Here is a 14,158-nt window from a genome sequence, read left to right as displayed (position 1 = left end):
GAAGCGGGCTCGCCCGGAAGGGGTGAACAGGTCCCCGCCGGGTAACCGCTCGCCGACCGGGGGTGGAACGCGTCGGTGGGGGTGGGGCCGGGTGCCGGAACAGCAGGATCATGCGCGGGTCGGCACGGCACCGGAACGCCGGGAGGAGCAGCGGCCGCTGCTGGCGTCCCGGCTGACCCCCACCGTGCCGCCCGAGCCGGTGGTGGCCAGGCCCCGCCTGCTGCGCCGCCTCGACGAGGGCGCGCCGGGCCGGTCACAGTCGTCGCCGCGCCCGTCGCTGGGGCAAGACCACCCTGCTCGCCTCCTGGGTCCGGCTGACCGAGCCCGGGTCCGCGTCCTCGCCGGCCTGGGTGTCGGTGGAGGCCGGCGACGACGGTGACCGGCTCTGGGCGTACCTGGCGGCGGCGCTGCGCACCGCGACCGGGGCGGCCGACGACGACCGGGTGACGCCGCTGCCCACCGGTCCGCCCCGCCCCGACCAGCTGGAACTGTTGGCGGCCGGGCTCGCCGCCGCGGAGCAGCCCGTGCTGCTGGTCCTGGACGACCTGCACCGGATCACCGACCCGGCGGCGCTGACCGGGCTGGAGTTCCTGCTGCGGCACTCCGAGCAGCGGCTGCACCTGGTGGTCGGGGCGCGGGCCGGGCTGCCGCTTGCCCTGCACCGGCTGCGCCTGGCCGGCGAGCTCACCGAGATCGGCCCGGACGAGCTGGCGTTCACCGACGACGAGGTCGCCGACCTGCTGACCGCCCACGGCGCGCCACTGCCGGCGGCGGCGGTGCGCCGGCTGCGCGAGCGCACGGGGGGCTGGCCGGCGCCGCTGCGGATCGCCGCGCTGGCGTTGCGCGGGCAGCCCGACCCCGAGCGCTGGGTGGGGCAGTTCGGCGGCGACCAACCGGAGATGGCCGGCTACCTGCACGAGGAGGTGCTGGCCGCCATCGACCCCGCCGACCGGGACCTGCTGCGCCGTACGGCCCTCGCCGAGACCGTCTGCGCCGACCTGGCCGAGGCGTTGACCGGCCGCGCGGACGCCGGGCAGGCGCTTGCCGACCTGGCCGGGGTCGGCGGCCTGCTGCACCCGGAGGGCACCCGCCCGCCCTGGTACCGCTGCGACCCGCTGCTCGCCGACCTGCTCCGCGCCGAGCTGGCCCGGCTGCCCGCCGACGAGGTGCGGGAGCTGCACGTGCGGGCGGCCGACTGGTACGCCGGCGACGGCCGCCCGGTCGACGGGCTGCGGCACGCCCTCGCCGCCGGCCGGTGGGACCTGGCCGGCGACCTGTTCGTCGCGCACTGGCCGGAGTTGACCCGCTACGACAGCGACCCGGCCGGCGTGCCGCCGCCGTCGTCCCCGCCGTCCCCGCCGCCGGAGGTGCTGCACGCCGACCCGGAGGTGGCCCTGGCCTGTGCCGCCGAGCGCGCGTACGCCGGTGACCTTCCCGCCGCCGCCGGCCACCTGCGCACGGCCGCCGGCCACGCCGACGCGCTGCCCGTGCCGCGGCGGGACCGGTTCCTGCGGTTGGCCACCGCGCTGGAGCTGACAGTGGCCCGGCTCGCCGGTGACCTGCCGCAGGCGCGTGCCGCCGCCGCCCGGCTGCTGCGCACGCGCCCTACCGACGGCTCACCGGTCGGGGCGCGCCGCGCCGCCGGCTCATCTGCCGGGGCGCCGGAGCGCCATGCCTCCGGCCGGCCGGACGGCCAGGAGGTCCGGGGGCGCGAGCGGCCGTCCGACGCCGACGACGCCGACCTGCGGGCCTTCACGGGCACCGCGCTGGGTCTCGTCGAGCTGTCCGCCGGCGCGCTGCCCGACACGCGGTTCGTCCGGGCCCGCGCGGCCGCACGCGAGGCTGGTCGGCCGCGCACCGAGCTGGTCGGCGCCAGCCGCTCCGCGCTCCTGCTCGCCGTGCGGGGAGACCTGCGCGCGGCCGAGGTGGCGGCACGCGACGCGCTGGGCATGCCGCTCTGTCGGGGCTGGTCCTGCCGGCTCGACTGCGGCTACGCGTACCTGGCGTTGGCGGTGGTGGCCCTGCACCGTGACCAGCCCGAGGAGGCCGCCGCGAACCTCGCGCTCGCCGCCCCGGCAACCGGCGCGGTCGGCCCGGCCGGCGCGATGGGAACGGGCGCCCCCGCGGCGGCCGGTTCCTCCGCCGGCGCGGGGCCGAGCGGAGAGCCGGTGGCGGCCGCGGTCTTCGCGCTGTGTCGTGCGGGGCTGGACCGGGACGCCGGCGACCTGGCGGCCGCCCAGCGGCTGCTCGCCCGCGCCCGGGAGGCCCTGCCCGACGAGCCGGCCGCCGCCGAACTGTCCAGCCTGCTCCGGGCGGCCGAGGTCGAGACCCGCGCCGAGCGGGGTGACCTGGACGGCGCCCGGGGCCTGCTGGCCGGTGTCACAGGCGACGCGCCCACCCCGGCGCTCGACGTGGCCCTGGCCCGCGTGGAGCTGCGGGCCGGCGACCCGGCCGCCGCCGGGCGGGCGCTGCCGGACTGGCAGCCGCCGTCGGCCGCCGCCTGGCCCCTTGCGGTACGCCTGGACGCCGGCCTGCTGGAGGCGGTGCTCGCCGAGGCGGCCGGGGACGAACGCCGGGCCGGCCGTGTCCTGGAGCAGGTGCTGGACCTGGCCGGTCCGCAGGGCTGCCGCCGGGCGTTCACCCGGGCGCAACCGTCGGTGCGGGATCTTCTGGCTGCCCACCTGGACGCGGGCACCGCGCACTTCTCGCTGGTCAGCGACCTGGTCCGAGGCGTCGAGGAGAGTGCGCCCCGGCCGGTCGAGCCGGGCGGCCTGCTCGACGAGCCGCTCACCGAGCGGGAACTGACCATCCTGCGGTACCTGCAGAGCATCCTGTCCAACGTGGAGATCGCCGCCGAGCTGTCGTTGTCGGTGAACACGGTGAAGACCCACGTGCGCAACATCTACCGCAAGCTCGGCGCGACCCGCCGGCGCGAGGCGGTCCGGCGGGCGCGCGAGCTGCGGCTGATCTGAGCGGCCGGGTGGCCGCCCGGACCGGCCGTCACGGTCAGGCGTTCGCCGCCGCGTCCACGGCGGCCAGCAGGTCGGGCAGGTCGTACCCGCCGTCGTGCCGGACGTCGTTGACGAAGAGCGTCGGCGTGCCGTTGACCCCGCTGCGGATCCCGCCCACGAAGTCCCGGCGAACCCGGTCGGCGAACTCCCGGCGCTCCACCTCGCCGTTCAGCTCGTCCGGTGGCAGCCCGAGCTGCTCGACGCCGAGCGACAGGTGCACGGGGTCCAGCTGGTCCTGGTGCTCGTACAGCCAGTCGTGCATCTCCCAGAACTTGCCCCGCGCCCCAGCGGCCTCCGCCGTCTCCGCGGCCCGCTCCGCGTACGGGTGGACGTTGGCGATCGGGAAGTAGCGGTAGACCAGCCGTACCGTGTCGGCGCGCTGGCGCAGCAACTCGTGCAGGTTCGGGTACGCGGCGCCGCAGAACCGGCACTGGAAGTCGCCGTACTCGATGATTGTCACCGGGGCGTTTGACGGTCCGCGGACGTGGTCGTCGGCGGTCACCGGCTCCCGGAGCCGGGCGGTGACCTGCAGTGGGGTGGTCATCCGGCCATCACCTTCCGATCGCGGGCGAGGTTGTCGAGCGCGTCGAAGATCCCGTCCGCGCCCGGGTTGACGTCGGGGGCCGACAGGTAGCTCCACGCCACCGTCCCGGCCTGGTCGAGCACCACGAGCGCGCGGGCGGCCTCGCCCTGCGGCAGGTACGCGCCGTACCGGCGGGCCACCTCGCCCTTGGGCTCGAAGTCGGACAGCAGCGGAAAGGTGATGCCCTGGCTCTCCGCGAACGCCCGGTGCGACCAGACGCTGTCCACCGAGATGCCGAGCACCATCGCCTGGTACTGGTCGAACACCGGTCCCGCCGCCTGGTAGAGCGACATCTGGTCACCGCAGACGGGGCTCCAGTCGGCGGGGTAGAAGGCGAGCACGACCGGGCGACCCCGGAACTGCTCGGGGCCGGTCTGGCGCCCGTCCGGAGTGCTCGGCAGGGTGAAGCCGGGCGCGGGGCGCCCGGGTTGGATCAGCCCGTTCGGATCACTCATGCACCAAGCCTGCCCCGGGGACGGGTGAGGCCGGCTCACCCGTCCCGGGTGGTTGCGCGCTGCTGGTGGCGCTGACGCCGCCGAGCCCGGCGTCTGCCGGCCGGCGTGGACCCGGTGGTGGTCGGCTCAGCGCAGGACCGGTGCGACAGCGATGTGGTTCTGGACCTCCCGGATGCCCGGCGCGGACCAGGCCACCTGCTCCACCTCGGCGCGTTCGGGCATGGAGTGCACCAGTCCGGCGAGCACGGCCGTGTCGCCGTGCACCCGGACGGTGATCCGCTCGGCCTCGGTGGCGCCGGCCCGGGCCAGCGCGTCCACGATCCGGCCGGCCAGGTCCGCGCTGTCCGGCGACGCGCTGGGCCGGACGGTGATGCCGTTGCTGACCCCACGGACGCCGGTGAGCCGGCAGATCGCACGTTCGGCGGCTCGGCGCTGGTACTCCCACTCGACCTCGCCGTGCAGCGTCACCCAGCCGGCCGAGACGGTGACCTGGAGCTTCTCGATGGGCACGAACGCGTCCCACTCCAGGGCGTGGCCGGCCGCGGCGGCCAGATCCGGGTCGGCGCGCTCGTCGCTGCCGGACAACTGCACGGTCAGGTCGTTGGCGACCGCCCGGACCCCGACGACCCGGTGCGTGGCCCGTTCCCCGGCCCACTTCTTCGCGTAGCTGTCCACCCGCCCGGTCAACGTGACGACGCCCTCGGCGACGGTCACGCCGATCTCGTGCGGCTGCACCCGGGGTTCCCAGGTCAACTCGTCGAGTACGGCGGACTGGATGTCCTGGTCGGTACGCGTGATCGTCGCGATGGCCATCGGCCCTCCCTCCGCTGCGTGCACTGGCTGGCGGACCGGGATGACGACACTGGCCGGCAGGCCCGCCGGGATCCGATCGTGCCGGCCACGGGGGTGAGCGGACCTCACCCGATGGGGGCGACGAACCCGCCGGACCTGCCGGGCCGCCCGCCGACCGGGCACCGCCGTCGATGATGGGAGCGCTTCCATAGCGGCGTCGAATCGGTTAAGGTGAGTATCTTCCTCGATCGCGGGAGCCTCGCGTCGGGTGGTTGGAGCCAGGGCAAGCTCCGATCCCTCCCTCGCGTCGTCGTCCGTCCCCCGGGCCACGACGCACCACGTTCGGTCGATCCGTCACCGCGTCGGCGTGCTCGTCCCCCGGGCCGCGACGTCACAGTGGTCGATCCCGTCTCCCGGGTCTCCACCCCCGGAGAGGAACCACAGATGCCCAGATCACTGGCCGGCGCACTCGTGTCGGCGTTGGCTGTCGCCACGGCCGTCGTGGCGGTCCCCATCACCGCCGAGGGCTCGGCGCCGGCCCCGGCCGCCGCCGAGGCGTACACCTGGCGCAACGTCCCGGTCGGCGGCGGCGGCTTCGTGCCCGGCATCGTCTTCAACCCCACCGAGAAGAACCTGATCTACGCCCGGACGGACATCGGCGGGGCCTACCGCTGGGAGCAGTCCAGCCAGTCGTGGACGCCGCTGCTCGACTGGGTCGGCGCGGACCGCTGGGGCTACAACGGCGTGGTCAGCATCGCCACCGACCCGGTGCAGACCAACCGGGTGTACGCGGCGGTCGGCATGTACACAAACGGTTGGGACCCGAACAACGGCGCGATCCTGCGCTCGACCGACAAGGGCGCCACCTGGCAGGCCACCGAGTTGCCGTTCAAGAACGGCGGCAACATGCCGGGCCGGGGCATGGGTGAGCGGCTGGCCGTCGACCCCAACCGGAACAACATCGTCTACTACGGCGCCGAGGGCGGCAACGGGCTGTGGCGCAGCACCGACTTCGGGGCGACCTGGGCCCGCGTCACCGCCTTCCCCAACGCCGGCAACTACCGGGCCGACCCCAGCGACCCCAACGGCTACAACGGGCAGAACCAGGGCCTCACCTGGGTCAGCTTCGACAAGAGCACCGGCACTGCGGGCTCCACCACCCAGACGATCTACGTGGGCGTGGCGGACAAGGAGAATCCGGTCTACCGCAGCACCGACGGCGGTGTCACCTGGACGCGCATCCCCGGGCAGCCCACCGGCTACCTGGCGCACAAGGGTGTGGTCGACCCGGTCGGCGGTCACCTCTACATCGCCACCAGCGACACCGGCGGCCCGTACGACGGCGGCAAGGGCGACGTCTGGAAGTTCACCCGGTCGACAGGCGCCTGGACGCGGATCAGCCCGGTGCCCTCCACGAGCGGCGACGACTACTTCGGCTACAGCGGCCTGACCATCGACCGGCAGCACCCGAACACGCTGATGGTGGCGACCCAGGTCTCCTGGTGGCCGGACGCGATCTTCTTCCGCAGCACGGACGGCGGGGCGAGCTGGACCCGGATCTGGGACTTCACCAGCTACCCCGAGCGGTCCCGCCGCTACACCATGGACATCAGCTCGGTGCCGTGGCTGACCTTCGGGACCAACCCGGCGCCTCCGGAGTCCACGCCCAAGCTCGGCTGGATGAACGAGTCGGTCGAGATCGACCCGCACGACTCCAACCGGATGATGTACGGCACGGGCGCCACCATCTACGGCACCACCGACCTCACCAAGTGGGACACCGGCGGTCAGCTCACCCTCCGACCGATGGTCCGCGGTCTGGAGGAGACCGCCGTCCTCGACCTGGTCAGCCCGCCCAGCGGCGCGCCACTGATCAGCGCGCTCGGTGACGTCGGCGGGTTCCGACACACCGACCTCGACACCATCCCGTCGATGCTCTTCACCCAGCCGGTGTTCACGAGCACCACCAGCCTGGACTACGCCGAGAGCAAGCCGGCCGTGCTGGTGCGCGCCGGAAGCTTCACCGACGCCGACCGTCCCAACGACAGCCACGTCGCCTTCTCCACCGACGGCGGCGCGACCTGGTTCCAGGGCACCGAGCCGTCCGGGGTCAACACCGGCGGCACGGTCGCCGCCGCGGCCGACGGCAGCCGGTTCGTCTGGTCGCCCGGCGACGCCGGCCAGCGCGTCGTCTACGCCGTCGGCTTCGGCAACTCGTGGGCCCCGTCCGCAGGCATCCCGGCCAACGCGATCATCGAGTCCGACCGGGTCGACCCCAACCGGTTCTACGGCTTCAGCGCCGGGCGGGTCTACCTGAGCACCAACGGCGGCGCGACCTTCACCGCCACGGCGGCGACCGGCCTGCCCACCACCGACGTCCGCTTCAAGGCGCTGCCCGGCAAGTCGGGTGAGCTGTGGCTGGCCGGGCCGGGCGGGCTGTGGCGCTCGACCGACTCCGGCGCCAGCTTCACCAAGCTGGGCGGCGTCAGCGCCTCCGGCAACGTCGGCTTCGGCAAGGCGGCGCCCGGCCGGACCAACCCCGCCGTCTTCCTCTACGGCACGGTGGACGGCCAGCCCGGCGTACACCGCTCCGACGACGGCGGAACGACCTGGGTACGCATCAACGACGACCGCCACCAGTACGGCAACCCGACCGAGGCGTTGACCGGCGACCCGCGTGTCTACGGACGTGTCTACCTCGGCACCAACGGTCGCGGCATCCTGGTCGCCGACCGCACCGGCGGCACGCCGACGACGCCCCCGCCGACCACGCCCCCGCCGACGACACCGCCTCCGACCACGCCCCCGCCGACGACACCGCCCCCGACCACGCCCCCGCCGACGACACCGCCCCCGACCACGCCGCCTCCGACGACACCGCCTCCGACCACGCCGCCTCCGGCTGGTGGGTGCGCGGCGACCTACCGGGTGACCGGCTCCTGGTCGGGCGGGTTCCAGGCCGAGGTGGTGGTCAGCAACCCGGGCACCCGGCCCATCGCCGGATGGACGCTCGGCTGGACCTTCCCCAACGGCCAGCGGATCAGTCAGCTCTGGGGCGGCACCCACACCCAGACCGGAGCGGTCGTCTCGGTGGTGGACAGCGGCTGGAACGGCGCGCTCGGCGCCGGCGCCAGCACCACTATCGGCTTCCTCGCCTCCTGGACCGGCAGCAACGCGCCGCCGGCCACCGTGACCTGCACGAGTCGCTGACCCGGTGGCCCGGCGTCGTCCGGGCCACCCGAGAACACCGGTCCGCCGGGGCTGCCTGAGGGGTCCGGCACCCCGGCGGGCCGGCCCCGATCCGATCGGCCAGCCACCCACCGAGTGATGCGAACGGGCCCCGTCGACCAGAAGGTCGGCGGGGCCCGCTCGGGGTATCGGGATGCTTAGTCGTCCAGGCCGACGGGGGAGTTGGGGCGGTCGACGTCGACGAACTCGACATCGTCGACCGCGCGGTCGTCCCGGCTGCCGGCGGCGCGGGCAGCGGAGCCGACGGCCCAGCCGACCGCCGCGCCGACCAGCGCGGCCCCGATCAGGAGCGTCCACGGCAGCGCCGGCTGACGCCCGGCGAGCGCGTCGAAGGCGCGCGAGGCCCGACGCCGGGCCTCCTCCGCTGCGGAGCCCACCAGGTCACCCGCCCCTTCGGCGAGATCGCCGCTGCTGCGACGGGCCGAACGCGCGGTGTCCCGGACACTGTCTCCCGCGGAGCCGACGGCGGAGAGCAGGTGCTCCCACGCCTGGTCCGCGATCCGCTCCGGCTTGCTGCGCCGGTCCAGCAGGTTGGTTCCGAACATCGTGGTTACCTCCTCGGGTGCCGAAGCCGCCGGCCACTTCGGACTTCGGCGTCTGTCCAGCGCGGCACGGTTCGCTCACTCCGCAGTGCCCCGGGCCGAGCGGCCGCAAACCCACCTCGGACGCGGCTCGGCGGTTGCCTCAGCGCACCGCCACCACTGCCACACCGCGGGCGAAGTCGTCATCGTCGTCGTCATCGTCGTCCCCGCCGCCGAAACCGCAGGCCAGTACGAGGGCGAGCAGCACGCCTACCCCGGCCAGCCCGGCCAGTCGCTTGATCATCGAAGGTCCTCTCCGTCACGGTGGGTGTCCCGGGTCGATGCTAGGTGGCGTCGGCAACCTTCCAGTCGGCTCCGACCGGGCACTGTCGGGGGACCGTCGCCCGACACGCCGGCCCGGTGCGGGGCCGATGTCCGGGGCACGCCGGTTGTCGGGCGTGTCGGGCCACGCCCGTTACCCTGGTCCGGCGACGCGTCGGTTCCGACCGATCCCGGAGTGGTCAGATGACGAAAAGTATTGAATGATCAGATGCCGAAAAGTGGGGATATGGGCGACTTTGTGCGCCCGGATCCGTGAATTGCTCATCCCGAGGGGTGGCGACCGAGGCCGTCGGAGGAATACTCTCGGTCGCGGCCCGCGTACTGATGAGACGCCCGGGGGACGGGCGGGTGGAGGTGCTCGCGTGAGCCTGTCGATCGTGAAGTCGGTCCTGTCCGGTGGAGTCGTGGAGATCGCCCCGCGGGGCGAGATCGACGTCGACACAGCGTACGAGGTGCGTGAAGCGATCGCGGAGGTGCTGGCCAAGAGCCGCCCCCTCCGCATCGAGTTGAACATGAGGCTGGTCACCTTCATCGACTCCGTCGGCATCAGCGCCATGGTCGCCGGCTTCCAGACCGCAGAGGTAAGCGGTGTCAAGCTGGTCGTTACCGAACCGAGCCGGTTCGTGCACCGTCAGCTCTGGGTGACCGGTCTGCTCGGTCTCTTCGGCGCACCGGAGCCCTACTTCGCCGGGGCCGCCACGCCCGAGGTGCTTCCCGGCGCCTGAGCGCAGCCGCTTCCACCCGTCAGGGCTGCTCGTCCAGACCGGCCAGGTCCACGTCTGTCACCTCGGTGACCGCCCGGATGGCCGTCACCGACGCGTACCCGGCGGCCAGCAACGCCACGTCCGTGCCGGGCTGCGCGGCCTGGCCGGGCTCCTCCAGTGCGGTACGCACGAAGCCGTGCCCCGACTCGGCCACCGTCATCTGCACCTGGCCGAAGCTGGCCAACGAGCCGCGACGCACACCGCGCAGCCGCCCGTGCGGCAGGTCGGGGGCGTTGACGTTGAGCACGCTCTCCGGCGGCCCGGAGGTCAGCCGGGGGAGCAGGTCCAGGGCGACCCGCGCCGCGGTGTCCCAGTGCCGTTCGGCGTCGCGTACCCGGGCGGCGGCGTCCACCGCGGCCCCTCCGCTGGTGGCTGTCGCCTCGCCCGCGGAAAGCACGTCCAGCGAGACCGCCATGGCCCGGCACCCGTTCGAGGCCGCGGTGAACGCAGCGCCCACCGTGCCGGAGTGCAGAACGGCACGGCCGGCGTTGGCGCCCCGGTTGATGCCCGACAACACCACCGACGGGGGTGGGCCGAACGCGCCGTGCAGCGCGATGAGCGTGATGAAGCCGGGCGAGCCGCCGACCCCGTACGCCGGCACGCCCGCCAGGTCGGGCAGCGGATGGTCGTGCACCACCACCCGCCCGTCGCGTTCCACAGCGCTCATCGCGGCGCTGGTGCCGCTGGCCTCCTCCAGCGGCGCCGCGACCACCACGTCCAGGCCCCGCTGGGCAGCGGCCAGGGCCAACGCCTGGATGCCCGGCGCGGCGATCCCGTCGTCGTTTGTCACGAGCACCCGCAGCGTCATCGCTCGACCACCCGGTCGGCCAGCTCGTCGGGGGTGGTCCGCTCCTGTTGCCGGCTGTCCGCCGGCACCAACCGGACCCGCTCCACCAGCCCCGTGATCGAGTCCAACCGTCCGGTGCCCAGTCCGTGCCGGGTCACGTTCAGCGCGCCGGCCGCGGCGCCGGTGCGGATGGCGGTGCGGATGTCGCCGCCACGGGCGATCACCGCGGCCACCCCGGCGGTCATCGAGTCGCCCGCGCCGCGCGGGTCGGCGGCCTCCAGCCGGGGCATCTCCACCTCGAAGAGCTCGCCGTCGATGAGCGCCAGCGCCGGCTGGTCGGCTCGGCTCACCACCACCGTCTCAGCGCCGCCGGCGTGCAGGTCGTACATCGCCCGGGTCAGTTCGGGACCGTCCCCACTGCGGGCGCGACCGTCACGGATCAGCTCCTCATGGCTCACCTTCAGGAAGAACACGCCACTGTCCAGCACCGCGCCCAGGTGGTCACCGGACAGGTCGGCCACCACCCGGCTGCCGTTGGCGCCGAGGTCGGCGGCGAAGCGGCGGTACAGGTCGGCCGGGACGAGCCACGGGGCGTTCGGGCCACTGAGGACGCTCACGTCGGCGCGTAGGCCCTCGCCGAGCGCCAGGTTGTACAACTCGTCCAGCTCGTGGCGGCTCAGTCGATCCCCGGGCACGTCCACGACCTCCTGGCGGGACCCACCTCGCCGGTCGTGCACGTACGCGCCGCTGCCGGAGTCGCGTACCACCACCTTCAGGTTCACCCCCTCGCTGACCAGCAGCGGCTCCAGCACCTGGCCGATCTCGCCACCGAGCGCGGCGCAGAGCACCACGTCGACCCCGAGCGACAACACCATGCGGGCCTGCCAGACGCCCTGGCCGCCGGGGTGCAGGTGCAGTTCGGGCTGGTCGTTCGGCTGGTCCACGGTCACCGTCAGCTGTGGGGTGGGCGCGAAGACCATCACGTGCCCGCTCACCGGTCGTCACCGAACATGTGTCCACCCTTCGTCACCACCGGTGATTTCCCATCAGCCGACCGTAATGGGAACGCTGCGCGAATACCGGGACAACGGACGGTGTCCGTCCGGGCGTTGCCAGCCTGAGCGGTGTACGGGACGATCGTGCGACCAGCGACGTCGGGAGACGGTGTGCTCAGCAGCGATACCTTCAGCTACACCGTCCAGGCCCGCTGCTCACTCGCCGAGGCGGCGGCGTTGCTGAGCGACCTGACCCGCCAGGGTGAGCTGCACCCGTTGATCGTCCGGGTCCGCCGGGTGCCGCCCCGCCCGGGCGCCCGCGCCAGCTACACGATCAACGACAGGCTCGCGGCGGGGCCGTTCCGCTTCCGCACGACCTACCAGGCGGACGTGCTGATCTGCGAGCCTGACGAGATCGTCACGGTGGCCCGCCAGTGGCCGGCCACCACCGTTCGCAACCACACCCGGCTGCGTGCCGAGCCGGACGGCCTGGTCCGGATCGACGTCGACATCACCCTGCGCGCCCCGACGCCCCTCTTCCGGTACGCCTTCCGGCAGGCCCGCGCCGCCCACCTCGCCCTGGCCACCCGCCTCGGCGCGGCCCTGGACACCACCGGGAACGAACAACCCCCGAGCTGAGCCCTCCGGGCCCACCGCGCCCGCCCCGGCGCTCGCCGCGCCCCACGGCATGGTCATGCCCGATCCTGAATGTGGTGGCCTCGCTGCGGCGCGGTGGCCACTACTTGCTTGTTGTTGCGCGATCTCGGGCTGCGGCAGGTGCGGTCGCGGGGCGGGAAGGGCGGGCGGCTCGACGGCCCCAGGGCTTGTACGTGGAGAGCACGGTCGCGATGATCATGAGGGTGGTCGACACCGCGGGAGCGATCACCAGGTCGGCGCGATCCCGGGCGGGGAGGGCGGCGCCCAGCGCGCTGGCGTGCCGCAGGTTCGGGGTCAGCAGGAACAGCACGAGCCCGACCATCACCGTGGTGATCACGAGCTTGACCAGCACCCACCGGTAACGCACCAGGCCCCACGGCGTCAGCAGCGCGCTCGCGACGCCGACGAGCCAGACGAGCACGCTCAGCGGCGCGAACAGCACGGTGCCCACGAGCCCGGCGACCGGATAGACCACGGCCGGGTCGGCGCCGCGCTGTGCCGCGATGCCGAGGGTGAGCAGCACCAGGTCGGCTCCGAGCCAGCCGAGCGAGGTGATCAGGTGCAGGGTGAGCAGCGCCTTGCGGGTGGTGGGCGGTATTCGCGGCATACCGGAAATGCTGCCGGCCCGGCCCGTCCGGGTCGTCCGACCGCCGACGACGTCCCGGGTACGTCAGCTGACGTACCCGGTGCCGGCGCTCCGTGTCGACGGTGCGCCGGCCACCGGTGGGGTCAGTACACCGACAGGTGCACGTGGTTGGTGTGGTCGCTGGAGGGGTCGCCGTTGCCTCCGCTGTACGACTTCCACCCACTGCTCGGCAGCCAGATCTGCCTGAACCAGATCACGTAGAGCACGGCGAGCCGGTCGGAGTTGCGGATGAAGTACGCGGCCAGGTTGTTGCCGTACGTCTTGTCGCCGCCGCTGGCGATCCCGCCGAAGCCGCCCTTCTGCGCCGCGAAGTCGCAGGCCCGACCCTTCGGGTGTTCGCCGGAGCCGCCGGAGCGGTGACAGGAGACGTACCTGGTGAAGCCGGCGGCCTTGGCCTGGTTGAGGGCGTGCAGGGTGCGTGGGGTGATGCAGCCGCTGGCCGGGGTGGGGTCGTTGATGCTGCACGACTCGGACGGCCAGGAGCCGTCGGAGTTGCGCGGCGCGGGCTCGGCGTTGGCGGTGGAGGTGCCCCGGTTGGAGCTGGTGTCGGCGGCGGTGGTGCGCGGCTTGCTGGTGGCGACCGTCAGGGCCCGCTCGGCCTGCTCCTTGCGCTTGGCCATCACCTCGACCTGCTTGCGCTGCTCGCGGATCTCGCCGTCCAGAGCGGTGCGGGTGCGGTTGGCCTCGTCGCGGGTGGCGTGCAGGTCGCGCAGCACCCGGTCCTCGTTGGCGGCCACCACGTCCAGCGCGGCCGCCCGGTCCATGAAGCCCTCGGGCGTGTTGGTGTTGAGCAACGCCGAGACGGTGCTCAGTCGGCCGGTGCGGTACGCCACGCCGGCGATCTCGCCGACCTTGCCGTTGCGCACGGTCATCTCGGCCTCGGTGGCCTTCAGCTTGGTCGCGAGTTGCTGCTGTCGCTGGACGGAGGTGTCCAGGGCGCGCTTCGCGTCAAGGTAGCCCTTGCTGGCCGCGTCGAGTTGGGCCCGCAGCGCGGGGGTGCCGCCCTCCTCGTCGCCGTCGGGCGCCGCGGCGGCCCGCAGGCCGCCGGGGGGAGCGGCGGTGGCCGCGCCGACCGGCACGGCGACGCCGAGGGTGACCATCATGACGATCAGCGCCGCCAGTCGGGCGGCGGGGGGTCGTGCTGGTGCCACTACGCATGTCCTTCCGTCAGCCGCCGACCGGGTTAGCTGACGGGTTCGGGACGGAAGATCCCTACCGCTGACGCGGATGCACCCCAGGAACATGGTTCCCCGGTTCGCCCTCTCGGGTGATTAGGCGGCGGCCGCCACCGGCGCCGGGAGGGCGCCGCCGGGTGGTGGCCGGGACCGAGCCTACCGGGACAGGTGGGACGCCTGC

General features: G+C 73.7%; 12 protein-coding genes, 1 pseudogene and 1 riboswitch. Of the genes and pseudogenes, 4 read left to right on the top strand and 9 right to left on the bottom strand.

Translation table 11 applies throughout. The features are described 5' to 3' along the window. The first annotated feature begins 22 nt into the window (after positions 1-22). Positions 23-2,972: pseudogene (locus MILUP08_RS26615) on the top strand (winged helix-turn-helix domain-containing protein). Positions 2,973-3,006: 34 nt separating this feature from the next. Here MILUP08_RS26615 and MILUP08_RS26610 read toward each other — a convergent pair. From MILUP08_RS26610 to MILUP08_RS26600, 3 genes are all read right to left on the bottom strand, one after another. Next, positions 3,007-3,555: a DsbA family protein gene (locus MILUP08_RS26610; RefSeq protein ID WP_007463558.1), complete on the bottom strand. Its 549-nt coding sequence runs from the start codon at positions 3,553-3,555 to the stop codon at positions 3,007-3,009. Beyond that, the gene (locus tag MILUP08_RS26605; protein WP_007463556.1) at positions 3,552-4,049 is read right to left on the bottom strand and encodes a redoxin domain-containing protein; all 498 of its coding nucleotides are present in this window, start codon (positions 4,047-4,049) and stop codon (positions 3,552-3,554) included. The genes MILUP08_RS26610 and MILUP08_RS26605 overlap by 4 nt, the downstream gene beginning before the upstream one ends. A gap of 126 nt (positions 4,050-4,175) precedes the next feature. Next, the gene (locus MILUP08_RS26600) at positions 4,176-4,862 is read right to left on the bottom strand and encodes a BON domain-containing protein (protein WP_007463554.1); all 687 of its coding nucleotides are present in this window, start codon (positions 4,860-4,862) and stop codon (positions 4,176-4,178) included. 423 nt (positions 4,863-5,285) lie between these two features. On the opposite strand from MILUP08_RS26600, the gene MILUP08_RS26595 reads away from it, so the two are divergent. Then, positions 5,286-8,051, top strand: a complete 2,766-nt coding sequence (locus MILUP08_RS26595; RefSeq protein ID WP_007463553.1) for a cellulose binding domain-containing protein — start codon at positions 5,286-5,288, stop codon at positions 8,049-8,051. A 176-nt stretch (positions 8,052-8,227) separates the two neighbouring features. Here the strand turns inward: MILUP08_RS26595 and MILUP08_RS26590 are convergent, their stop codons facing one another. Together MILUP08_RS26590 and MILUP08_RS36125 are read right to left on the bottom strand one after the other, a co-directional pair. Continuing rightward, positions 8,228-8,635 (bottom strand): hypothetical protein, encoded by a 408-nt coding sequence (locus tag MILUP08_RS26590; RefSeq protein ID WP_007463548.1) that lies wholly within the window; start codon positions 8,633-8,635, stop codon positions 8,228-8,230. Positions 8,636-8,774: 139 nt separating this feature from the next. Beyond that, complete coding sequence (locus MILUP08_RS36125; protein WP_167626067.1) at positions 8,775-8,915, bottom strand: hypothetical protein; 141 nt, start codon at positions 8,913-8,915, stop codon at positions 8,775-8,777. A gap of 400 nt (positions 8,916-9,315) precedes the next feature. Here MILUP08_RS36125 and MILUP08_RS26585 point away from each other — a divergent pair, with 400 nt between their 5' ends. Continuing rightward, a complete protein-coding gene (locus tag MILUP08_RS26585; RefSeq protein WP_007463546.1) occupies positions 9,316-9,678 on the top strand; it encodes an STAS domain-containing protein in 363 nt (120 codons plus the stop codon). Between the two features lie 19 nt (positions 9,679-9,697). Here the strand turns inward: MILUP08_RS26585 and surE are convergent, their stop codons facing one another. Continuing rightward, positions 9,698-10,525: a 5'/3'-nucleotidase SurE gene (gene surE, locus MILUP08_RS26580; protein WP_007463545.1), complete on the bottom strand. Its 828-nt coding sequence runs from the start codon at positions 10,523-10,525 to the stop codon at positions 9,698-9,700. Then, positions 10,522-11,499 carry a PfkB family carbohydrate kinase gene (locus tag MILUP08_RS26575; protein WP_007463543.1) on the bottom strand — a complete coding sequence of 326 codons (978 nt, stop codon included), beginning with the start codon at positions 11,497-11,499 and terminating at the stop codon, positions 10,522-10,524. The genes surE and MILUP08_RS26575 overlap by 4 nt, the downstream gene beginning before the upstream one ends. 171 nt (positions 11,500-11,670) lie before the next feature. Between MILUP08_RS26575 and MILUP08_RS26570 the strand changes: the two genes are divergently transcribed. After that, positions 11,671-12,138, top strand: a complete 468-nt coding sequence (locus tag MILUP08_RS26570; protein WP_007463541.1) for a hypothetical protein — start codon at positions 11,671-11,673, stop codon at positions 12,136-12,138. Between the two features lie 100 nt (positions 12,139-12,238). On the opposite strand, the gene MILUP08_RS26565 is transcribed toward MILUP08_RS26570, so the two are convergent. Both MILUP08_RS26565 and MILUP08_RS26560 read right to left on the bottom strand, forming a co-directional pair. Continuing rightward, positions 12,239-12,763, bottom strand: a complete 525-nt coding sequence (locus MILUP08_RS26565; RefSeq protein WP_007463539.1) for a hypothetical protein — start codon at positions 12,761-12,763, stop codon at positions 12,239-12,241. Positions 12,764-12,885: 122 nt separating this feature from the next. After that, complete coding sequence (locus MILUP08_RS26560) at positions 12,886-13,953, bottom strand: coiled-coil domain-containing protein (protein WP_007463537.1); 1,068 nt, start codon at positions 13,951-13,953, stop codon at positions 12,886-12,888. A 5-nt stretch (positions 13,954-13,958) separates the two neighbouring features. Then, a riboswitch (cyclic di-AMP (ydaO/yuaA leader) is annotated at positions 13,959-14,090 on the bottom strand. Positions 14,091-14,158 lie beyond the last annotated feature (68 nt).

The sequence above is a fragment of the Micromonospora lupini str. Lupac 08 genome (assembly GCF_000297395.2).
Taxonomy (GTDB): Bacteria; Actinomycetota; Actinomycetes; order Mycobacteriales; family Micromonosporaceae; genus Micromonospora; species Micromonospora lupini.
Note: the sequence above shows the minus strand (reverse complement) of the source record. Positions and strands in the feature narration are given on the sequence as shown.